This window comes from Photobacterium salinisoli (genome assembly GCF_003614885.1).
GTDB lineage: Bacteria > Pseudomonadota > Gammaproteobacteria > Enterobacterales > Vibrionaceae > Photobacterium > Photobacterium salinisoli.
In genome coordinates this window covers 386,280-407,366 of the sequence record NZ_QZMS01000011.1, presented here as the reverse complement: position 1 = coordinate 407,366, position 21,087 = coordinate 386,280, and the positions used below count along the sequence as shown (strand labels likewise).

Here is a 21,087-nt window from a genome sequence, read left to right as displayed (position 1 = left end):
CGTCTGATGCGCGCCATGTACTCTTTGTTGGTGCAAAGCGTACCCAGAAAGCCCCTTTTTGTTCGTTGGTGTGGTCCGGGTCGGTTGCAGGCGCTCCCGGCGCCGACAACCTGAAAATTCGTCCTGAATTTTCCCCTGGGGAGTGGTTTCTTGGATTTAGCCTGATTTGTTGTTTCAGCCAGCCTCATTCTTTTGTTCAATCTCAGCCACTTTATCGCAAATGTAGTCGGCAATCGGCATCGCAGAGGTTGCTGCCGGAGACGGGGCATTGCACACGTGCAGGCTGCGCGGGCTGTCTGCAAAGAGAAAGTCATGGACCAATGTACCGTCTTTCAGCACGGCCTGAGCACGGATACCTGCCGGGTAGGGTTCCAGATCGTCCAGAGTCAGCCCCGGACAATATTTTCGTACCCGCTCAAGATATCCGGCTTTCCACCAGGCATCTTTATATTCTTGTAATCCGGTTTTCAGGTGCTTACCGGTAACCTGCCAGAAACCGGGGAAAGAGAGCATGTCCAGCGTGTCACGCAGGCTGAAATTGAAACGCCCGTAACCCTCTCGTTTAAATCCCTGTACTGCATTTGGACCAACCGTGACAGAGCCATCTATCATGCGGGTCAGGTGAACACCTAAAAAGGGCAGTGCAGGATCGGGGATCGGATAGATAAGGTGGCGGACAATCTGATTATGTCTGGCTGCCAGACGGTAATATTCTCCGCGGTAGGGGATGATCTGAAAATCTGTCTTCAGCCCCATCATTCTGGTCAGGCGATCGGCCATTAACCCGCCGCAACACACCAGAAAACAGCCTTTGACAGAAAAAGAACCGGCACTGGTTGCGTTACTCAGGCGGCAGGTCAGTGCGATGTGATCGCCGTGCTCGGTGATGTCTGTTACTTGTGTATTCAGGGCCGTTTTTCCGCCGGAAGCGGTAAAATCGCTGGCCATATGTTCAGTGACCTGCCGGTAATCCACTATGCTGGTTGCCCGTACAAATAGCGCTCCCAGGCCGCTGATGTTCGGCTCTCTTTCCCGCAACTGAGCCTGATCCAGCATTTCGACCTCAATGCCGTTTTCACGGCAGCGTGTCAGCAGATCCTGCATCCGGCGCATTTCTGTCTCATTGGTGGCGACCAGTAATTTGCCGCAGTTGTCGACGGGAATAGTATGCTGGCGGCAGAAATCGAGTGTACGCTGTACGCCTTCCTTGCAAAACCGTGCTTTCAGGCTGCCGGGTGCATAATAAACACCGGCATGGATCACGCCGCTGTTGTGGCCGGTCTGGTGACGGGCGAGGGTGCTCTCTTTTTCAATCAGCAGAATTTTGCTGTCAGGATACCGGCGTAACAAAGCACTGGCCGTGGCGACCCCCACTATGCCGCCGCCAATCACCAGATAGTCGTACTCATCCTTCATCGCATATCCTTCGCAAAGGTAACAGAGGCCAGCTCAGGCCGATATCATTATGATTGATAAGGTATTTAAACACTAAGCAGACAAAGTCGCAAAAGGATAAATTGTTTTCATCCCCCTGCTTTCTGGTGAGCGCATCTTGCGGTATGCGTTTTACGGTGGTTTAATAGCCGCCATCACCTCATTTGGAGTTAACGCCTACATGAATCACTAACCCCTGACATCCTTTGAACTTTTTCTTTTGGATCCGCAGGGTTAGTGGGCGTTAACCGTCTATGTCTGAGCAGTCAACGGCTGTGAATCACCGTATTGTTACCGGTTGTGCTACTCAGATCTGTCTGCAAAAAGCCATGTATTCTGACGGTAATGTCTCTCCCTGCGCTTGCACCGGAGGTCGTTATGACATTATTGCAAGCTCAGTCTCTGACTGTTTTTCTTCCCCACGGGGAACCGCTGTTTTCTGATCTATCCCTCACTTTAGACCGTGAAACCACCGCACTGGTAGGCCGAAACGGTTGTGGCAAATCTGTGCTGGCCGCACTGTTAAGCGGTACCCGTCAGCCAGATGAAGGCCGGGTGGTCAGGCATACACACATCGCCTACTTACCTCAGCTGACGGCGCAGAACGATTTGTCGGCGCTGGGTACTGTCGCACAGGCACTGGGCGTCGACGACTGCCTGCAAGCGCTGAAACGCATCGCCGCCGGCAGTTGCGATCCGGCAGATTTCGAGGCGGTAGGCGAACAATGGGATCTGCCGGATGCCCTGTCCCGCCAGTTAACAGCGTTAGGATTACCGCCCGATCCCGGACAATCCTGCACCAGTCTGAGCGGCGGTGAGCTGACACGGTTACGGTTGTGGCTTTGTTTTCGCAGTGGTGCTGAGCTGCTCATTCTCGATGAGCCGTCAAACCATCTGGATCGACATGGAAGAGAATGGCTGTCGCAACACATCACCCATTTTCAGGGCGGCATTTTGCTGGTCAGTCATGATCCGCTATTACTGAAAAACGCCGATCGCATTGTTGAACTCAGCCACACGGGGTTAGCCAGCTACGGCACTGATTTTATGCAATACCGGGAACAGAAAAGTCATGAAGCCCGGTTACTGGCCACGCAACTGTCGAAAGCGAAACAACACATCAACGTCCTTCACCGACAGCATCAGCGCAATGAAGAAAAAGCCCAGCGCCGGGCGGCGGCCGGAAAGCGGGACAGGCACGCTGGCAGCCAGTCCACTTTGCTGCTTGATTACCAGAAAAATGCCGCAGAAAGTGCAGCATCATCAAGAAAACATCAGCAACACCAGCAACTGGAACAGGCGCAGCAACAGCTCAAAACGCTGCAGGATAAAATGGACTGCAATAAGCCTCTGAGCTTCAGTACCAAGAGTGCGGCCAAGCGAAGTGCGCGGTTACTGACGATCACCGAACTGGGCTTACAGCGGGGACAATTACCCGCCATCAGCCAAACTGTTTGCTATGGCGATAAAATTCATCTGCATGGCAGTAACGGCACAGGTAAGTCGACCTTGCTGAAAACGCTATTGGGTGAGCTGCCAGCCAGCTCGGGTGAGATTCACAGGCACGGGCCGCTATGCTATCTGGATCAGCATTTTTCCTTATTTGATTTGCAGGCAACGCTGATGGATAACCTGACGCGCCTGTGCTCTGCCTATACGGCCGCCGAGCTGCGCACCCTGGCAGCCTGTATCGGTTTTCGCCGGGAAAGGGTCGAGCAGCAAATGTCGACCCTGAGCGGCGGTGAACGAATGCGGCTGGCGATGCTGGTGGTGAGTCATCAGCAACAGGAAGGGGTTCTGCTGTTGGATGAACCGGACAACCACCTTGATTTGGAGGGAAAATCCATGATGGCCCAGGCATTGAGTGAACATCAGGGCAGCTTCATTCTGGTCAGTCACGATCCGGATTTTGTGGATGCGTGTGGTGTGAATCAGCGCTGGGATTTTTTCAGATAAATCAACTATGCTATCTGAGGCTTATGGATAAGGAGGGCACTATGTCATCAACATCATCGTTGCATCACCTCACAGGACATTGCCTGTGCGGTAAGGTCGGAATGCAATCAAACAGCGGTACGCTGCATGCGGAAGTCTGTCATTGCGGCATGTGTCGTAAATGGAGCGGTGGCCCGTATCTGGCTGTTTCGGCTGGCACGGAAGTGACGTTCAGTGGCGAAGACTATGTTTCCCGTTTCTCGTCATCAGACTGGGGCGAGCGTGGTTTCTGCAAAAATTGCGGTACTCATCTGTTTTATTTTCTTAAACCAACCGGGCAGTACATAGTACCGGCAGGTTTGCTGGATCAGGAAAGTCAGCTGGAAATGGAGCAGCAGATCTTCATTGATAAAAAACCGGCTTATTATGCCTTCAGTAACAACACCAAAAATCTGACCGAAGAAGAAGTCTTCGCTCAATTTGCCCCTTAAGTAACAGCCATCCCGGGCCGGTCTCTGCGGCCCGGGATAGTGACAGTTCACTGCTTTTTCAAACTGACCGCCACTCGGCCAATCACTTTGATCTCGTTGTCATTCACTTCTACACAGGTGTGGCCTAGCGTCACCGCCAGCTTGTTCGGCAGGCGCTGAATAGGATTTATCGACAGACGTCCGTTCATATCAATCAGGTAATCACCGCTCACGGCATCGTTCTGACTCTTATCAATCAGAAACCGCCCTTCATGGTTTTCCACTTCAATGGTGGATGCGGCATTCAGGCTCCAGGACTCAAAAATGCGTTTTGCATATGGAAGTGTACCGGTGCTGAGCAACTTTCCATTGGTCAGGCTGTAGCTGTCCAGCGTGACGACTGTGTCGGATACCGCGCTATTCGTCGTCGATTGCCGGTCTGCTCTGTACTCATTTGAGGTTTCAGCAATGGCGCTATGCTCAGCGGCTTTGCTGTTCGTAAACGAATGATGCAGCGCTTCCAGGGGATAATCTGCAGGTAAAATTAACCGGTGAATCGGGATGCCGGTACGTAAATGCGTACGGACAACCAGTTCATGAGAGGTGCGGTTATGGGTATTCCAGGTGCTGAAGGTGGTTTTTGGCACGTCAAACAGCGTTGCCATCTCACCAAAGGAAGCACAATGGGTTAAGTCTCTCAGATTCGATGTGAAGTCATGACCTTTCAGATAGTCAAAAATAAGGATTTTTTTACTCATGTACTGTCCAGTCAGTGTGATCGAACTCGAAAATGATCGTCAAAAGTCACCTGTTAACGGCATAAGTTATTGACGGTATTCAATTGAGGATCAACACTGTGCGTATTCAACAAATCAGCGCAAAATTGGCAAAAAGTGCGCAAAACCAACGCGTAAGGATACCACTCATGACAAGGAATCAAATAGCGATTGATGTACCCTGCATCGCAAAAGTGGAGATTCGGAGGCTAATCGTCCCTCATTTCCGTACTCTGCTTTTACGGCAAGCTAAACGTATGTCGTTTGGCAATACACAGCGTTCTCAAATGAGCCGGAGAACTCAGGCGACGGGTCAATGGCGCTCCCTTGTCAACGCCGATCGCCACAACGTGGAGGTTCCGGCATGAACAAAGTCACGCTTCATGAACTGAGTATTCCGTCTGCCGATTTCACCGACATACTGGCCGGACGCAAAACCCACCAGTTGTGTCTCAATCATCGTCAATATACGGTCGGCGATGTCCTTATTTTTCGCGAACAGGACGCTAACGGCGAAGAGACAGGGCAGGAGATGAGCTCACTCATTACCCATGTCGAGCACGGTAACGCGGCGGGTCTGGACGATGGCTGGTGTGTATTGTCGCTGGCAAACACCACCCCCTTGCAGGGTATTCGCTTGATTGGCTATCTGCGTGATCGCTTAAAAGAGCACTGCGATTACACAGAAGCGGCCTATCAGCTTATCAAGAAAGCCGGCAGCACGGATAAACAGGCGAAACGCAACGTGCAGGCAGGGCGGTGTTGGGTGGATGAGGCGAATCACTTTTTGAAGAAGTTTTCGGTGGAGTCGTGATGTTCTTTTTGGGGGAGTTCAGATTCTGAGGGTATGTCGCGCTTGAGTCTGGTGGTTCATTTTGCATCTGAGTACGCGCGCCAGGTACTCTTTGTTGGGGCAAAGAGTACCCAGAAAGCCCCTTGTTGTTCTTTGGTGTGGTCCGGGGCGGTTGTAGGCGCTCCCGGCGCCGACAACCTAAAAATTCGTCCTGAATTTTTCCCTGGGGAGTGGGTTTCTTGGGGATGTTGTGTTTATGGATTCTGGTGCAGCTGAGGTATGTCGCGCTTGAGTGTGGTAGTTCACTTGGCATCTTAGTACGCGCGCCAGGTACTCTTTGTTGGTGCAAAGAGTACCCAGAAAGCCCCTTTGTGTTCTTTGGAGTGGTCCGGGCCGGTTGTAGGCGCTCCCGGCGCCAACAACCTAAAAATTCGTCCTGAATTTTTCCCTGAGGGAGTGGGTTTCTTTTGGGCTTTCGGGTGTGTTGTGTTTATTGCTTCTGGTGCAGTTGAGGTATGTCGCGCTTGAGTCTGGTGGTTTACTTGGCATCTGAGTTCGCGCGCCAGGTACTCTTTGTTGGTGCAAAGCGTACCCAGAAAGCCCCTTTTTGCTCTTTGGTGTGATCCGGGCCGGTTGTAGGCGCTCCCGGCGCCGACAACCTAAAAATTCGTCCTGAATTTTTCCACTAGGGGAGTGCGTCTCTATTGGGCGCTAAACTCGTTTTTGGACAAAAATGCGTTACGAAAAATCGAATATTAGCAATTCATTAATATTTTTTTGTAAGTCAAATATTGTCAGTTAGGCGTTACTCTGTTGGCGATTCAAAGCGAGTTGGAGCTTAAGGCCACTTCCTATCTACTAAAAATTGCAAGACAAGACACTTCACCAAACATGAGATCCTTCACTAAATAGTGAAGTTCAAGAAACTATAATCTCGTACTCATAGGCTAGGAAAAAGGTGTGATAATGATAAAGCATAGAGCAGAGCAAGATGTCTTTAGTCAATTAGAAGAAATTTGTAAATCAAACGGCTATATATACGCAGTTGCATCCCTTTGTTTTAGGGACAACTTTCTTGTTACTTCTCCTGGGAGGAGTATTGCTGAGAATTTTAGCCATTGGTTTTCTAAAAATAAGTTGTGCAAAAATGAAATCAATACATTGTTAGGTTTAATGGTTAAAAAAACATTAACGAAGTTAGACATAACGCAAGAAGAAATAGATAAATTAGCAAATGATTCAGATAGTCTTCTTGAAGAACTTCATAACAGCATGACATTTAACCCTAGTGCTATTGAAGCATTATTTTCAGATATGGATTCATCTAAAGGTTTTGGTGAAAGATTTATGAGTTCACCAGCTTCCATCCGTGAATCTACATTTTATTCTGCTGACAGTGCTTATGATTTTCAATATAACGATCTGTCTATTGAAAAATATGCACAGGATGAAGAGTGGATTCTTGAAAATAAGGGGTTCACAGTTAGAAATGCAGTTAATATAGTTAGCATGATAAAAGAAAATATTAATGAAAAAGCAAGTCGGTTTTACAAGAAAGTAGCCAACTATGAAGACTTACTTGAAATGTTTAGAATAGACATTGATGCTATAAGTGAAAAAATTGATTTTGAAAAATCAGAACTATATTCATTTATAGAGTGCTTTACATGCTCAACAAATAACACGAACTTCAATAACGTTACTGATTTGAACGATGTGAAATTACAACCTATAATTAATTTCAATGATAAATACTATATATTTAACAGCTATAGTTTATTAGAAAATCTATATGAATCTCCAATGTTCTGGATTCGTGATACTGATAAGGAATATTTGAAACAGGCAGAAAAACATCGTGGTGAATATGTAGAAAAAATGACCATAAAATACCTTAAGAAGGTATTCGGTGAAAAAAATGTATTTAGCAACATTGAAATATATAAAGACTCAAAAACTAGAATAAGCGAAATAGATGTCTTAGTTTTATTTGGAAATAAAGCATTAATATTTCAAGCAAAGTCAAAGGCTTTAACTCTTCCAGCTAGACAAGGTGATGGGGTTGCAGCTAAGCGGGATTTTGTAGCAGCAGTACAAAATGCATATGACCAAGCCGTGAAGTGTGCTAAAGCTTTGCACTCCAAAAACGTCATATTAAAGGACGAAAATAATCAAAAAATTGAACTCAACTTAGATATTGATTGCTTCTATCCTATTTCCATTACATCAGAACATTACCCATCGTTAACATTTCAGTCGCTGAACATGTTAACTCTTGATAGTGACCTTGAACTTATCAAGAAACCTTTTGTAATGGATATATTTTTCTTGGATGTGATGAGTGAATTCTTAAACACTCCACTTTACTTCATTAGCTATATAGATAGACGAGCTGGTTATTTTGATGATTTTGTTGCAAGCTCTGAATTGACAATTTTATCTCATCATCTAAAGGAAAATTTGTGGCTTTCATCTGATTATACATTCGCATGCTTAGATGAAAGTATATGTGGAGATTTAGATCACGCAATAATGTCTAGAAGAATACCTTACTGGGGAGGGAAAAAGACACCAGAGGGAATTCTCACTTATCATGTGAACACTCCTTTCTCAAGGTTAATATCGGTGATTGATAAAGGCGATGATAGGGGAGTTATTAATTTTGGTTTGGAATTGCTCAAATTTTCCAGTAAGGCCATCAATGATTTCAATAAAGCAGTAGACGGTTGTTCGTACAAATGTATTCAAGATTCCAAACTACACGATTTTTCGTTGCTTATGGACGAATACGGTGTGACGGTACATGTGGATTTATGTAAGAATAAAATCGACTTAGAGCATGAAGCTAATCGAATGTTGGCTCACATGAACATGAAGAAATACTCATGTAAGTTTGATAAGTGGTTTGGTGTTCTTTTTGATGCTATTACTAAATATCCAGTATTCATGGGAGGAGTAGATTTTCCATGGGCATATGATGAGGATATGGAAAAAGCAATACCTAAAGAGATAAAAAATAACACAAAGAAAATCTCTCCTTCAGATATTCAAAAGAAAATGAAATTTAAAATTGGCAGAAATGATAAGTGTCCCTGTGGTAGTGGGAATAAGTATAAGAGATGCTGCGGTAGATAAAAGGCATCTAAATATACTTGCTTTAAACTAACCGCCCGAAAGGGCAGTTTTCTTTTATCTGAGCCCCGTTAACGGCATGAGGTTACGTGGAATATACCCCCATGATACAACACGGGGATTTACAAACGAACACCACTAGAAGAATGGATAAATTTTAGTAGGGGAAAGCCCATGAACAGGATGTGAATGAGTAAGAGGTCTACCAAATAATGGGGCAATAACGAGTTACGATCCAAACTATTTCCTCAGCTTTAGGGAAAAATTCAGGACGAATTTTTAGGTTGTCGGCGCTGGGAGCGCCTACAACCGGTCCGGACAGCGACAAAGAACCCAAAGGCATTTCTGGGTACTCTTTTTGCCATAAAAGAGTACCTGGCGCGCATCAGAAAATGCTGAGAAAGCGCAAAAGTTAAAGCGCGACATGCAAATTACCACTGAGGTTAACTAGTATTTGAGATAATACTAAAATTTATCTGTCAATTCGTAAGCTGAATTAGTCATTACGAAGTATACAAAAGACATTTTCACTAATTCAATTAATCATTATAAATCAATAGAATACGTATTTTATTGAGTAAGGTGAAATCATGCTTTTAGTTGAAGTAGTAAAAGGCTTATGGCACGCAGGCGGTGCAATTGCAGGTGTCTTTTTAACACGTGCAAAATCCGAAGAATACTATCGCTACATAGTGCCGGCACTTAAGGCTGAGGTTGAAGCTGGTGCAACAATGCAGGATGAAAATGTGCAAAAAGCGATAAAACTATTGGAGGAACTGCCTGCATATGGTATTCAACGTCATAATTTTAAAAGAAAATATCTGGTAGACCGTGACTCGATTTTGCGTTTACCAGATGACCCTCGTAAAATTATGTATGGTTATTGGTGGTAAAGATGAATCGAACGAAGGCTAAAGTGTTTTTCTGGGTTTTACTGGTACTGACGGTCCTGAGTATTGGTATAAATCTGGTCATGTTTAAGAACACACAGCTGCAGCTTCAGGAATCTAACACATTAGTTAATGCTTGGGGTTTGGCGAGTGGCGTACTGATGTTCTTGTGCTTGTACGCATATGCCTATCGAAAGACGGTTTTTAAAAGTCGTGTAGTCTTGAAGCTTGTGTTCTTCAATACGGCAGTGATTGGCGCATTTAGTTTTGCTGACTCAATGTGGGCAGATTTTGCATTGATGTCAGGTATGGAAGTGCTGTTACTGACATTACTTTATCTCGTGGTGTATTTTCCTGCGCTCTCGATCTTATACAAACATCAAGATGATGCGTTGAGTTAATAAACCCTTACATAGGAAAAGCCGCTTTTGCGGCTTTTTTTGTCTAGTTCAGCAGTCAAATTCATCAGGTTGAAATAAACTTGATTAGATTCAACTGAGGTAAAGGGTAAGTGGACAATATGGCAATCACGATCCTCGGCTAAAATAATCCCCAACCCAGGGAAAAATTCAGGACGAATTTTTAGGTTGTCGGCGCTGGGAGCGCCTACAACCGGCCCGGAAAGCGACAAAGAACCCAAAGGCATTTCTGGGTACTCTTTTTGCCACAAAAGAGTACCTGGCGCGCATAAGAAAATGCTGAGGCAGGCACAAAAGTGAAAGCGCGACATACAAATTCACCTAAAGGTAGGCTGGACATTTTAGACATCCCACCCCCTCCCGTCGCACAAAAAACCACCACTCAAACAAATAACTCCTTAAAACCAAGCTAAGTCACTAAAAAGTAACTAATTGCTGGCTACACTGAAATAACTATCAGTGGAGAGATAAGGGGAAGGGTATGACAATGAAATCATTACAAGCAGATACCCTGTACCGCACCTGCACCTTAAACGGGCTGGATGCCGAGTTTTCATCAACCAAACATTTAGAACCCCTGAACGAAATTGTGGGGCAGGAACGCGCTCAGCAGGCGGTTGAGTTCGCGATGTCGATCAAGGAGAAAGGCTACAACATATATGCCATAGGCCGTAACGGGCTGGGTAAACGGACTATGGTACTGCGGTATCTGAACCGCCATGATCCGAACGGGGATGCTTCGCCATTGTATGACTGGTGTTATGTCGCGAATTTTGAAGAGACCCGTACCCCTAAGCTGCTGAAACTGAAACCCGGCACGGGAATGCCGTTCAAAAAAGACGTTGAAAAGCTGATGCTTCGCCTGGTGAAAGCCTTGCCGCTGGCGTTCGACAATGAAATGTATTACTCGCGCTCTGAGCAGCTGAAAAATCAGTTGGCGGAGAAACAGCAAACGGCTTTGGGCAACCTTACCGAACAAGCGAAAGAGCAAAAGGTGAGCCTGACCCTGACGACTCAGGGCGATTATCAGTTAGTGGCCATGAATGGCGAAGAGCCGCACACCGAAGAAAGCTTTGTGGCGCTGCCTGAAGAAGAGCAGGAAAAATTCGAAACTATTATCACGGCGCTGGAAGTGAAACTGCGAGGCATTGCGCGCCAGTTGACTGACTGGGAAGAAGAGTTTTCCGATAAAATCCAGAAGCTCAATGAAGAAGTGGCGCTGGAGGTCGTTTCGCATTTTGTCAAACCGCTCAAAAAGCAGTACCGCGGTCATACTGAGATAAAAGACTATCTCACGGCGATGCAGAAAGACATTCTGGAAAACCTCGATATCTTTTTGGAAGAAAGTGAAGATCAGGTCGCGCTTTCTTATGCCGCATTGGATAAGAAAATGCCGCGTCGCTATCAGGTCAATGTGCTGGTCAGCCAGGAGAGTGAGCACTTTCCGATTGTGGTGGAAGAGAGCCCGAATTATCACGCTATCTTTGGCTACATAGAGAACGCGACTTACAAAGGCACGGTGTTTACCGATTTCTCGCTGATTCGATCCGGCAGCCTGCACCGTGCTAACGGCGGTGTCTTGCTGATGGATGCGGTGAAAGTGCTGGAGCGGCCCTATGTGTGGGACGGCCTGAAACGGGCATTACGTTCACGCAAGCTGAACCTGAGTTCACTGGAGCGGGAAGTCACGCTGTCCGGTACGATTTCACTGGAACCTGAACCCATTCCGCTGGATGTGAAAATTATCCTGTTCGGTGATTATCAGACCTATCAGTTGCTGGTCCATTACGATCCTGATTTTAGTGAGCTGTTCCGTGTCACAGCGGACTTTGAAGATGAAATGGAACGTACCGATGAGTCTGAGCTTCAGTATGCGCGTTTCATTTCCAGTATCGTGCACGATAACGGCATGCTGCATTGTGACCGCAAAGCCGTTGCCCGCATCATTGAATACAGCTCCCGTCAGGCCGAGGATCAGAACAAGCTGTCGCTGCATTCGGCAGATATCGCCAACCTGCTGCGCGAAACCAATTACACCGCCAGAGCCGCCAATGCCAACATGATACGTGTCGCGCATGTCGAACAGGCTTTGCTGCGCCAGGAAAAACGGGTCAGTCGTCTGCAGGATCAGATGCTGCATACCTTCAGGAACGGTACCACGCTGATAGATACGCAGGGTGACGTTATTGGTCAGATCAATGGGCTGTCCGTGGTTTCGACGTCGGATCACCGTTTCGGCTTGCCGAACCGGATCACGGCGACGACATCGTGGGGGGAAGGCGAGGTGATGGACATTGAGCGCAGCGTGAAGCTGGGCGGGCGGATTCACTCCAAAGGCGTGATGATACTGACCGCGTATCTGTCGTCGCTGTTTGGCAAGAGTGCGCGCATTCCGCTGACCACACACCTGACCTTTGAGCAATCCTACGGTGGTGTGGACGGTGACAGCGCCTCCATGGCGGAGCTGTGTGCCATTATTTCGGCGTTCTCCGGTTGCCCGATCAATCAGTCGATTGCCATTACCGGCTCGATGAACCAGTTTGGTCAGGCACAGCCTATCGGCGGAGTGAATGAGAAAATTGAAGGTTTCTTTGATGTCTGTACCATCAAGGGGCGGCACAACAACCAGGGGGTGATTATCCCGCAGTCGAATGCCCATAACCTGATGCTGCGTAAAGATATTCTGGCTGCTGTCGACAAAGGCGACTTCCACATCTGGGCCATTTCCCATGTCAGTGAGGCGATCAGTCTGCTCACGGGCAAAGATGCCGGGGAATGGCTGGACGGCAATTACCCGCCAGAGTCGGTACTGGGTATAGCGCAAAATAGGCTGAATGCGATGCGCAAGTAAACGTGTTTTCAGAAACATGTTTCGCAAAGAGAAAAAGCCATCCCGCCGGATGGCTTTTTTTGCTCTTTATACGGGTTCGCGCTGGCGGGCGACGGACAGAAAGGTGGCCATGGCCTGGACATCCAGATAACCGTCTGTCTTCTTATGGCCGCGCAGAAACTGATAACCTGCCAGCACTTTGATTAACTCCTGGCTGACACCGTCAAAAGGTTGTCCTGTGACATGTTCCCAGGCGAGGGCCAACGCCTCTTTGTCGACCACTTCAGCCTGTCGGTACAGATAACCACAGCCGGTGGCTAACCACTCCAGTGAGCAATTGGCTTTCACCGCAATTTGATTGGCTTTTTGCAGGCTGGGTTCGCTGCCGTTGAGGTATTTGCGGATCAGGGCTTCATTCAGATCAACCCGGCGGGCAAAGCCGCTGATACTTTCTTCGCCAATCAGGTTACGCAAGCGTTGAGCAAATGACATAGACTCGTACTCTGGTTCGAAACTTGTGGGTTATATCATTGCCCGGTGGGCCGATCCAGCCTAGGATACGTTCAGCGAATTATTTCGGGCAATGAATAAAGGAGTATTGACCATGGTGGCAAACGTCGAACTGACGCCAAAAGGGCCGCAGTTTTCTGAATTGGTTCAGGGTTACTGGCGTCTGGCGGACTGGGGTATGACTCCGCAGGAACGTCTGACTTTTCTGAAACAGCACATTGAACTGGGCATTACGACGGTTGATCACGCCGATATTTATGGCGGCTATACTTGCGAGCAGTTGTTTGGTGAGGCGTTGGCGCTGGACCCGAGCGTGCGTGAGCAGATTCAGATTGTCTCTAAATGCGATATCAAGCTGTGCGGCAGCCAATATCCCGGGCAAAAAATCAATCATTACAACACGGGTAAAGCGCACATTACTGAGTCGGTGAATAATTCACTGCAACGTCTGGGCATCGAGCAGCTGGATGTGCTGCTGATTCACCGTCCGGATGTGCTGATGAATGCCGACGAAGTTGCAGAAGCATTTGCGACGCTGAAACAACAGGGCAAAGTGGCCCACTTTGGGGTGTCTAATTTCTCTCCGGCACAGTTTGATCTGCTGCAATCTCGTCTGGATGCGCCGCTGGTGACCAATCAGGTGGAAATTAATCCGCTCAACTTTGAGGTTTGTCATGACGGTACGCTGGATCAGCTGCAGATGAAACGCACCCGGCCGATGGCATGGTCTTGCATGGCGGGCGGCGAGATCTTTAACGGTCAGTCGGAACAGGCGGTACGTGTACGGGCGGAGCTGGAAGCAATCCGGCAGGAAATCGGGGCCGACTCGATTGATCAGGTGGTCTACGCCTGGGTACGTCGCTTGCCGTCTCAGCCGTTACCGATTATCGGCTCCGGTAACATTGCGCGGATCGAAGATGCCGTTTCTGCACTGGCATTTGAACTGAGCCGCGAGCAATGGTTCCGTGTGTGGGTCGCGTCAAAAGGTCATGGTGTGCCGTAACCCGTTTTCACTCGGCCATAACGACACAACCCCGCATCTGGCGGGGTTGTGTTTTTTCGCGGTAACCTGTTTGTCCGCTTATTTTTTCTTCTCAGTGGTTTCTTTCAGGATTTCTTTGATGCGCTTGTTCGAGACTCGTTTAGCCATAAATCACTCCTTGTAAAAAGACGACTCATACTGAAAAAACGATCGGGGTTCATTATCGTATTGAGCTTACTGCTGCTCAAGGTGACGTTGTCACTTTGTGAGGTGCAAAATGCCACTTCACTGCACCCGATCCTCTTCCACTATAACGTCTCACAGGTTGAAAAAAGGGATCTGGCTCAACCTCTCGGGATTTGATGTTCGGAAAATGCGAGTTGCACACCTTACTATCACGTATATAACTAATTGTTTTTGATTGAGTCGTGCGCCATGAAAGAGATTGATATTCAAGCGATGACCCCGGCGCATTTACCGCAGGTGGCAGAGTTGTCGGTAGCAACAGAGCAGGTGAAATTTGTCGGCACCATGGAAGAGATTCTGGTCAATATCGACGATACCGTGCACCCGCATGTGATCATGGATAGCGACACAGTTGTCGGCTTTTTTCTGATCGATACACAGTACGGGCACAAATATGATTTCGCCCGTTCAGAGTCGCTCGGTTTGCGGGCTTTTTTTATCGACCATCGCCACCAGGGTAAAGGTTACGCTAAGCGAGCGGTGCGGGCGCTGAAAGCGTTTCTGGTTTCTGCCTATCCCGACTTTGATCAGATCTATCTGACGGTAAATTGTAAGAACCCGTCTGCCAGGCACTGTTATGTACAGGGCGGGTTTACCGATACCCATGAGCTCTACTTAGGCGGCGCCGCTGGCCCTCAGCATATTATGCACATGACGTTATAAAAGCCACATCGCAGACTGGTTGAGTCAAGCGGGTTATTGCACAGTGTTAGTGCTGGTTTCACACTATATTTTAATCACATCAGCTATTTGTCAGAGGTAAGCGCATGGACAGCAAGCACTACAAAATCAGAACCATGAAACCAGACGAAGTCAGCATTGCTGTCGAATGGGCCGCGCAGGAAGGCTGGAACCCCGGCCTGCACGATGCCGAGACCTACTATGCTGCGGATAAAAGCGGTTTTCTGGTCGGTGTGTTGGATGATGAACCGATCGCGACCATCTCAGCGATTCGCTATGACGCGTCTTTCGGCTTTATTGGTTTTTATATCGTTAAACCCGAATACCGCGGCCAGGGTTACGGCATGCAACTATGGCATGCGGCACTGGAGCACCTGGAAGACTGCAATATCGGTCTGGATGGGGTAGTAGAGCAGCAGGACAACTATAAAAAGTCCGGTTTTAAACTGGCATACAGTAATTTGCGTTATGAAGGTGTCAGCGGCGGTGAATCACCGGATGATCATGCCATTGTGTCGCTCAAAGCCCTGCCGTTTGAAACCGTCGCCGCCTACGATCAGCGTTTCTTCCCCGCCCACCGGCCAGTGTTTTTCAAACACTGGATCACCCAGCCAGACAGCCACGCATTAGGTATTCTGGAAAACGGCATGCTGGCAGGTATTGGTGTGATCCGCCAGTGCCGTAACGGCTATAAAATCGGCCCGCTGTACGCCGAGAATGCCGATCTGGCCGAGCGCTTATTTGTTGCGCTGAAATCAGAGGTCGACCCCTCACAACCCTTGTTTCTTGATGTTCCCGAAGTGAACCCGGCCGCCATTGCGCTTGCGGAAAAATACGGTATGACGGTGTCGTTTGGTACCGCGCGCATGTATACCGGGGAACACCCTGAATTGCCATTCAATCAGTTATTTGGTGTCACGTCATTTGAGATCGGGTGAGGTGAGTAAATAAGTTTGATGGTATGTCGCGCTTTAAACTCTGAGCGCCCCTCAGCATTTTCTCATGCGCGCCAGGTACTCTTTTGGGGCAAAAAGAAAAAGAGTACCCAGAAATGCCTGATTGTTCTCTGGTGTGGCTCGGGGCGGCTGTAGGCGCTCCGGGCGCCGACAACCTGAAAATTCGTCCTGAATTTTTCCCTCTTTCGCGCATCACGCTTAAACTCATCATTGCCCCGAAGCTGGTTAGAGTTAAAACTTATATTCACTTCAAGGACGTGCATTTATCCTACTAAAAGTTATCTGAATTCAGTGCATTCAACGGTTATGTCTCAAGAGCAGTCTAACTTTTTAATTCTACAGCTAATTTTTTGGTTTTGAGTTGAGGCTAAATACTTTGCTTCAGGTAGAGCCCCATTCTGATTAAGAGTTCAATCGTGTTGTTCTCACAGATGTACGCCATGAACATTTTTTTATTACTGACGCTCAGCAGTTCGAAGGCACGCTTGAGGTGCGTCTGCACGGAGCTGTCTTTGATGTTCAACGTCGCCGCCACTTCCTTGACTGACAAACTCAGTGTCGATAGTGCGAGGCACTCGACCTGACGCTGGGTTAAGAAAGGGGAGAGCAATTGTGGGATGACCGCATACAGTTCCTCTGAAGCGCTTCTTGGCTTGAGAGGTTCAGTGCGAGTGGTATAACGGCCCATCAGTTGGCTGAGTATGCTTTGGGTATTCACGACCGAAGTGTAATGGCTGACTTTATTATTGACAAACGTCAGTTGTGAGCTGCCTTGATAGACCAGATCTTTCCCCGTCGCCGACACACCTAAGAACTCCCCCAAATGCTTTCCTTTCGCCGTCCACTCAATCACAATGTCGTTCTTACGGGTGATCACGCGGCTTTCTTTGTACTCTAATGTAGGAAAGGCGCGCTGCCACACTCTGAGCGTCTCGCAAAAGGAGTCAGAGCCTACCGATAATTGAAGAGGACTTTCTATCACGGTGTGGGAGGTCATCACTTCCGTTACGGCCTCCGTCATCTTGTCATTCCAAACGCGATTCATAAGGTTACGTGCGGTCTGAACACACGGTTGACGATGAGTAATAATGCGAACCTTCCTTTGTTGTACTCGTGGGATGACGTCTATCTAAGACGCTGTGCTAGCACGGTGAACTTGGCGGCAGGCACGCTGCCAATCAACAAACCTAAAGCGATCAGGGCGCAGCTTACCACTTTTTGTGAAGAAATGGCCTCATGAAACAGAGCGCTTGAACCCAACAGTGCAAAAAGGGGCACGAGCAACGTAAACGGGGCCACATGCGACAAGTGGTAAGACACCACCAACTTGTTCCAGATCCAGTAGCCAAACAACGTGGTGGCATATGCCTGGTACACAATGGAAAACACACCGGGTAGAGTTATATTGTCCACCAAAGCCGTAAAGCCCTGGGTCCCAACCTGAAGGTAGGACAGGAGACACAGCGGGATCGGCGCAAAGAGCATCGACCACACACTGAACGAGAACACGTGTTGGGTGTTGGATTGCTTTAATAGCACCCCTGATATCGACCAACACAGTGCCGCCACCAAAATCAACCCCACTCCGGTCAGCGTGACAGAACCGTCGGACACCGTCAGGCTCAAGGCCAAACCACACAATGCGATCAATGCCCCGAGCGATCGAAGCGGGCTCACCGACTCTTTGAGTAACAGCCAGCCCAGCCCCAAACCGAACACCACATTCGTTTGAATAAGCAACGCCGCCATGCCGGGGGATAAACCCGCCCCGATCGCCCAGGTGGACAGTCCCCAAACCCCGACCGAAAACGTCAGGCCATAGGCTGCCAGGTACCCCCAATGTACGTCGGGTTTCTTAACAAAAAAGACCGCTGGAATGGCCGCCAGGGTAAACCTCAAAGCGGTCAGCAGCATCGGATCCAATGTGTCCAACCCCAGTTTGACGACGGAAAAATTCAGTCCCCAGATCGCCATGATGAACACGCACAGGGTGTAGTCTTTCAAGCCCATGCGTTACCCCTTCGTTAACATTGTGTTTGGCGCCGATTGGTGCCAGATCGCGAACTGTTTCGCAAAGTAGGTGACGATGAGATCCGCCCCCGCCCGTTTAAAGCCGATCAGAGTTTCCAACACCGCTTCCTGTTCGTTTAAGATGCCCATTTGCGCTGCGCATTTGATGGCCGCATACTCCCCGCTGACTTGATAGGCCGCCAGTGGAAGCTGAGTTTGACGGCGCAATTGGGCCAAAATATCCAGATAAGGGGTACCGGGTTTGACCATCAAAATGTCTGCGCCCTCTTGTTCATCCAGCAAGGCTTCACTGAGCGCTTGTCTGGCATTGGCGTAGTCGAGCTGATACGTGCGTCTGTCGCCCTTGAGTTCGCACTCAACCGCCTGTCGAAATGGCCCGTAAAACGCCGACGCAAATTTCGCGCTGTGTGCCAGTATCGCGACATGCTCAAATCCCGCTTCATCCAAGCCCTGGCGGATCGCCCTTACCTGGCCGTCCATCATGGAAGAGGGGGCGAGCATGTCCGCCCCGGCTTGCGCGGCATTGACACACTGCTTCACCAAGTGAGCCACCGTCTGATCATTGTCAACGTCCTGATCGGCCATGACACCGCAATGGCCGTGCGTGGTGTACTCGCAAAAGCAGATATCGGGGATCACCATCATGTGCGGACACGCTGATTTAATCGTGCTGATCATACGACTCAGCAGACCGTCTCGACGCCAGGTGTCACTCCCGATGTCGTCTTTGTGATGACTGATACCAAAGGGCATTACATAGCGGATCCCAAGCGCGTCCAGCGCATGGATTTCATCGGCGAGTTGAGTTTCAGGGATCCGGGTCAATCCCGGCAGCCCGGTGATCGGCACCGGACTGGTGATGGTTTCTTCGACAAATATCGGATAAATCAAATCGCTTAATTGAACCTCATGTTCCCGAACGAGCGCTCTGATCATGGGGGTAGTCCGCAAACGGCGCAGGCGTTTGGTGATCCCCGGTTGGGTGGTGTGGTTGGATTGGAATTCCATGGGTGGTACTCCCGAGAGTGGGTTGTCTAAAAGGGTGATGAGTGGCCCTCGATCGAGACTATCGAGTCAGGGCCCCTCTGGCGTGATGGTGCGTGTTACACGCGCTCGATGATCATTGCCATGCCTTGGCCGACTCCGATACACAAACTGCACAGTGCATAGCGTCCCCGTTGCTGGGTGAGTTGATTCATTGCCGTACCAATCACCCTCGCGCCACTCATGCCCAGTGGGTGGCCCAGCGCAATCGCGCCGCCATTGGGATTGAGGCGCGGATCGTCGCCGTCAATCCCCAGGTGGTTGACCACCGAGAGGACCTGCGAGGCGAAGGCTTCATTGATTTCAATCACGTCCATCTGATCCAGCGACAACTGAGCGAGTTCCAGGACCTTTTTGATCGCCGGCGCCGGGCCAAATCCCATAATGCTGGGCTCAACACCGGCACACGCCGTGGCCACAATGCGTGCTTTGGGCACCAGTTGGTGATCGGTCAGTGACCGCTCCGACGCGACCAAGAGTGCCGCCGAACCATCGTTAATGCCCGATGCATTTCCCGCTGTTACGGAGCCCTGTGGGTGCACCACGGGTTTGAGTTTGGCCAAGGTCTCGAGACTGGAGAGTCTGGGGTGCTCATCGGTCTCGATAATCAACGGGCTCTGACGTTTGCGCGCGACTTCGACCGGAACAATTTCATGACGGAAGAACCCCCGTTCTTGCGCCGCGGCGTATTTGGTCTGACTCCACCGGGCAAACGCGTCCTGCTCATCTCGGCTAATGCCGAATTTGACCGCCAGGTTTTCCGCGGTCTCTGGCATCGAGCAGGTGCCGTACATCTCATCCAATCTGGCATTCACAAAACGCCAGCCCATGGTGGTGTCATAGAATTCGGCGTTGCGGGCAAACGGCAAGTCGGTTTTTCCAAGCACGTACGGTGCGCGTGACATCGACTCCACCCCGCCGGCAATGATCAGGTGCGCTTCGCCCGTTTTGATGGCCCGTGCGGCGTTAGACACAGCTTCCATCCCAGACGCACACAGTCGGTTGACAGTGGACCCCGGCACTTGGGTGTCCAATCCGGCCAGCAGCAAACTCATTCGGGCGACATTGCGGTTGTCTTCACCCGCTTGGTTCGCACACCCCAAAATCACATCGTCGACGCGACGCCAGTCGACCGTTGGGTGACGTTCTGTGAGTGCTTTTAACGTGATGGCGGCCAGATCGTCCGCGCGGATCGACGACAATGCGCCGGCGTAGCGGCCAATCGGGGTTCTGACGAAATCACACAGGTACGCGTTAGACATGCGCCACCTCCTTGTGAGACGCCGCGAAGCTGGCGGTGATCAATCCTCTGGCCAGATCGATTTCCGATCGGGCAATGCGGTGCTCTCGCTCGGCAAAGATCTCAAGGTGGACACTCGCCCCTAACTGCTCAAAATAGTCGGCCGTCTGAGTGACACGTTCCGCGGAGACCCAAGTATCGGTATGACTGCCCGAGAGCAACATCGTCATGCCATCAAACACGGGCTTTTGAGCCGATGCAGTCGGGCACTGAGGACCAAACAGTCCACCAGTGAATAAAATGGCGCCCCCCATCGGCTGTTGAGATTGCCTGATGAACTCGGCCGCCATGCACGCGCCCTGCGAGAAGCCCATGATCCAGATGCGCTCGCGGCTCACGCCTTGTGAGAGCAAGTTTTGCAGGACGTGATCGATCACCTCGAGCCCCTGGTTTAACTGTGGCTGGTTGTCGTCAAGAGCGCGGGTGAACCCTCGGGGGTACCAGGTGGCGCCGGGTGCACTCGGCAGATAATAGGTCGCCTCAGCCAAGTTCAATTTGTTGATCAGTTTCGTCATATCGTCTGTAGTTTGACGGCGTCCATGCAAAAGGATCACCACAGGGTTGCCGGCGCTCAGTTCAGCGCCTTTCATAACCACGGTGTACGGGCTAATGTCAGATTGGGATTTGAGGGTTAACAAGTTATCCATTCCTTATTTTG

At 49.4% G+C, this 21,087-nt stretch carries 20 protein-coding genes; 11 read left to right on the top strand and 9 right to left on the bottom strand.

Annotated elements, in window-relative coordinates:
- Positions 1–174: 174 nt before the first annotated feature.
- Positions 175–1,416 (bottom strand): L-2-hydroxyglutarate oxidase, encoded by a 1,242-nt coding sequence (gene lhgO / locus D6M16_RS13265; RefSeq protein WP_120512351.1) that lies wholly within the window; start codon positions 1,414–1,416, stop codon positions 175–177.
- A 396-nt stretch (positions 1,417–1,812) separates the two neighbouring features.
- On the opposite strand from lhgO, the gene D6M16_RS13260 reads away from it, so the two are divergent.
- The gene (locus tag D6M16_RS13260) at positions 1,813–3,390 is read left to right on the top strand and encodes an ATP-binding cassette domain-containing protein (RefSeq protein ID WP_162941033.1); all 1,578 of its coding nucleotides are present in this window, start codon (positions 1,813–1,815) and stop codon (positions 3,388–3,390) included.
- A gap of 41 nt (positions 3,391–3,431) precedes the next feature.
- On the top strand, positions 3,432–3,860 hold the full coding sequence (locus D6M16_RS13255) for a GFA family protein (protein WP_120512349.1): 429 nt from the start codon (positions 3,432–3,434) through the stop codon (positions 3,858–3,860).
- Between the two features lie 47 nt (positions 3,861–3,907).
- On the opposite strand, the gene D6M16_RS13250 is transcribed toward D6M16_RS13255, so the two are convergent.
- A complete protein-coding gene (locus D6M16_RS13250) occupies positions 3,908–4,597 on the bottom strand; it encodes a helix-turn-helix domain-containing protein (protein ID WP_120512348.1) in 690 nt (229 codons plus the stop codon).
- Between the two features lie 382 nt (positions 4,598–4,979).
- Between D6M16_RS13250 and D6M16_RS13245 the strand changes: the two genes are divergently transcribed.
- From D6M16_RS13245 to D6M16_RS13230, 4 genes are all read left to right on the top strand, one after another.
- Entirely contained in the window at positions 4,980–5,429 is a 450-nt protein-coding gene (locus tag D6M16_RS13245; protein ID WP_162941032.1) for a DUF3850 domain-containing protein, read from the top strand.
- Between the two features lie 945 nt (positions 5,430–6,374).
- Positions 6,375–8,543 (top strand): SEC-C metal-binding domain-containing protein, encoded by a 2,169-nt coding sequence (locus D6M16_RS13240; RefSeq protein WP_162941031.1) that lies wholly within the window; start codon positions 6,375–6,377, stop codon positions 8,541–8,543.
- Between the two features lie 587 nt (positions 8,544–9,130).
- A complete protein-coding gene (locus D6M16_RS13235) occupies positions 9,131–9,433 on the top strand; it encodes a hypothetical protein (protein WP_120512345.1) in 303 nt (100 codons plus the stop codon).
- Between the two features lie 2 nt (positions 9,434–9,435).
- Positions 9,436–9,831 carry a hypothetical protein gene (locus tag D6M16_RS13230; protein ID WP_120512344.1) on the top strand — a complete coding sequence of 132 codons (396 nt, stop codon included), beginning with the start codon at positions 9,436–9,438 and terminating at the stop codon, positions 9,829–9,831.
- On the opposite strand, the gene D6M16_RS13225 is transcribed toward D6M16_RS13230, so the two are convergent.
- Positions 9,828–10,160: a hypothetical protein gene (locus D6M16_RS13225; RefSeq protein WP_162941030.1), complete on the bottom strand. Its 333-nt coding sequence runs from the start codon at positions 10,158–10,160 to the stop codon at positions 9,828–9,830. The genes D6M16_RS13230 and D6M16_RS13225 overlap by 4 nt on opposite strands.
- A 170-nt stretch (positions 10,161–10,330) precedes the next feature.
- Between D6M16_RS13225 and D6M16_RS13220 the strand changes: the two genes are divergently transcribed.
- Complete coding sequence (locus D6M16_RS13220; RefSeq protein WP_120512342.1) at positions 10,331–12,700, top strand: Lon protease family protein; 2,370 nt, start codon at positions 10,331–10,333, stop codon at positions 12,698–12,700.
- Positions 12,701–12,766: 66 nt separating this feature from the next.
- On the opposite strand, the gene D6M16_RS13215 is transcribed toward D6M16_RS13220, so the two are convergent.
- Entirely contained in the window at positions 12,767–13,171 is a 405-nt protein-coding gene (locus tag D6M16_RS13215) for an XRE family transcriptional regulator (RefSeq protein ID WP_120512341.1), read from the bottom strand.
- Between the two features lie 112 nt (positions 13,172–13,283).
- On the opposite strand from D6M16_RS13215, the gene D6M16_RS13210 reads away from it, so the two are divergent.
- From D6M16_RS13210 to D6M16_RS13195, 4 genes are all read left to right on the top strand, one after another.
- Positions 13,284–14,192 (top strand): aldo/keto reductase, encoded by a 909-nt coding sequence (locus D6M16_RS13210; RefSeq protein WP_120512340.1) that lies wholly within the window; start codon positions 13,284–13,286, stop codon positions 14,190–14,192.
- Between the two features lie 414 nt (positions 14,193–14,606).
- On the top strand, positions 14,607–15,080 hold the full coding sequence (locus D6M16_RS13205; RefSeq protein WP_120512339.1) for a GNAT family N-acetyltransferase: 474 nt from the start codon (positions 14,607–14,609) through the stop codon (positions 15,078–15,080).
- Between the two features lie 104 nt (positions 15,081–15,184).
- Positions 15,185–16,036, top strand: coding sequence for a GNAT family N-acetyltransferase (locus tag D6M16_RS13200; protein ID WP_120512338.1), 852 nt, complete (start codon positions 15,185–15,187; stop codon positions 16,034–16,036).
- A gap of 83 nt (positions 16,037–16,119) precedes the next feature.
- Complete coding sequence (locus tag D6M16_RS13195) at positions 16,120–16,329, top strand: hypothetical protein (RefSeq protein WP_162941029.1); 210 nt, start codon at positions 16,120–16,122, stop codon at positions 16,327–16,329.
- Positions 16,330–16,421: 92 nt separating this feature from the next.
- On the opposite strand, the gene D6M16_RS13190 is transcribed toward D6M16_RS13195, so the two are convergent.
- The 5 genes from D6M16_RS13190 to D6M16_RS13170 all read right to left on the bottom strand — a co-directional run bounded on the left by D6M16_RS13190 (position 16,422) and on the right by D6M16_RS13170 (position 21,067).
- On the bottom strand, positions 16,422–17,099 hold the full coding sequence (locus tag D6M16_RS13190) for an ester cyclase (protein ID WP_120512336.1): 678 nt from the start codon (positions 17,097–17,099) through the stop codon (positions 16,422–16,424).
- An 80-nt stretch (positions 17,100–17,179) separates the two neighbouring features.
- Positions 17,180–18,064 (bottom strand): EamA family transporter, encoded by an 885-nt coding sequence (locus D6M16_RS13185; protein WP_046220011.1) that lies wholly within the window; start codon positions 18,062–18,064, stop codon positions 17,180–17,182.
- Between the two features lie 3 nt (positions 18,065–18,067).
- The gene (gene hemB / locus D6M16_RS13180) at positions 18,068–19,093 is read right to left on the bottom strand and encodes a porphobilinogen synthase (RefSeq protein ID WP_120512335.1); all 1,026 of its coding nucleotides are present in this window, start codon (positions 19,091–19,093) and stop codon (positions 18,068–18,070) included.
- 95 nt (positions 19,094–19,188) lie between these two features.
- On the bottom strand, positions 19,189–20,391 hold the full coding sequence (gene pcaF / locus D6M16_RS13175; protein ID WP_120512334.1) for a 3-oxoadipyl-CoA thiolase: 1,203 nt from the start codon (positions 20,389–20,391) through the stop codon (positions 19,189–19,191).
- On the bottom strand, positions 20,384–21,067 hold the full coding sequence (locus D6M16_RS13170) for an alpha/beta hydrolase (RefSeq protein ID WP_162941028.1): 684 nt from the start codon (positions 21,065–21,067) through the stop codon (positions 20,384–20,386). The genes pcaF and D6M16_RS13170 overlap by 8 nt, the downstream gene beginning before the upstream one ends.
- Positions 21,068–21,087: the final 20 nt, after the last annotated feature.

Bases quoted from the DNA above. Each gene is read 5' to 3' on its own strand.
- hemB (WP_120512335.1), bottom strand. From the start codon at position 19,093: ATGGAATTCCAATCCAACCACACCACCCAACCGGGGATCACCAAACGC.
- lhgO (WP_120512351.1), bottom strand. From the start codon at position 1,416: ATGAAGGATGAGTACGACTATCTGGTGATTGGCGGCGGCATAGTGGGG.
- D6M16_RS13235 (WP_120512345.1), top strand. From the start codon at position 9,131: ATGCTTTTAGTTGAAGTAGTAAAAGGCTTATGGCACGCAGGCGGTGCA.
- D6M16_RS13250 (WP_120512348.1), bottom strand. From the start codon at position 4,597: ATGAGTAAAAAAATCCTTATTTTTGACTATCTGAAAGGTCATGACTTC.
- D6M16_RS13240 (WP_162941031.1), top strand. From the start codon at position 6,375: ATGATAAAGCATAGAGCAGAGCAAGATGTCTTTAGTCAATTAGAAGAA.
- D6M16_RS13220 (WP_120512342.1), top strand. From the start codon at position 10,331: ATGACAATGAAATCATTACAAGCAGATACCCTGTACCGCACCTGCACC.
- D6M16_RS13245 (WP_162941032.1), top strand. From the start codon at position 4,980: ATGAACAAAGTCACGCTTCATGAACTGAGTATTCCGTCTGCCGATTTC.
- D6M16_RS13260 (WP_162941033.1), top strand. From the start codon at position 1,813: ATGACATTATTGCAAGCTCAGTCTCTGACTGTTTTTCTTCCCCACGGG.
- D6M16_RS13190 (WP_120512336.1), bottom strand. From the start codon at position 17,099: ATGAATCGCGTTTGGAATGACAAGATGACGGAGGCCGTAACGGAAGTG.
- D6M16_RS13210 (WP_120512340.1), top strand. From the start codon at position 13,284: ATGGTGGCAAACGTCGAACTGACGCCAAAAGGGCCGCAGTTTTCTGAA.
- D6M16_RS13205 (WP_120512339.1), top strand. From the start codon at position 14,607: ATGAAAGAGATTGATATTCAAGCGATGACCCCGGCGCATTTACCGCAG.
- D6M16_RS13200 (WP_120512338.1), top strand. From the start codon at position 15,185: ATGGACAGCAAGCACTACAAAATCAGAACCATGAAACCAGACGAAGTC.
- D6M16_RS13255 (WP_120512349.1), top strand. From the start codon at position 3,432: ATGTCATCAACATCATCGTTGCATCACCTCACAGGACATTGCCTGTGC.
- D6M16_RS13185 (WP_046220011.1), bottom strand. From the start codon at position 18,064: ATGGGCTTGAAAGACTACACCCTGTGCGTGTTCATCATGGCGATCTGG.
- D6M16_RS13225 (WP_162941030.1), bottom strand. From the start codon at position 10,160: ATGTCGCGCTTTCACTTTTGTGCCTGCCTCAGCATTTTCTTATGCGCG.
- D6M16_RS13230 (WP_120512344.1), top strand. From the start codon at position 9,436: ATGAATCGAACGAAGGCTAAAGTGTTTTTCTGGGTTTTACTGGTACTG.
- pcaF (WP_120512334.1), bottom strand. From the start codon at position 20,391: ATGTCTAACGCGTACCTGTGTGATTTCGTCAGAACCCCGATTGGCCGC.
- D6M16_RS13215 (WP_120512341.1), bottom strand. From the start codon at position 13,171: ATGTCATTTGCTCAACGCTTGCGTAACCTGATTGGCGAAGAAAGTATC.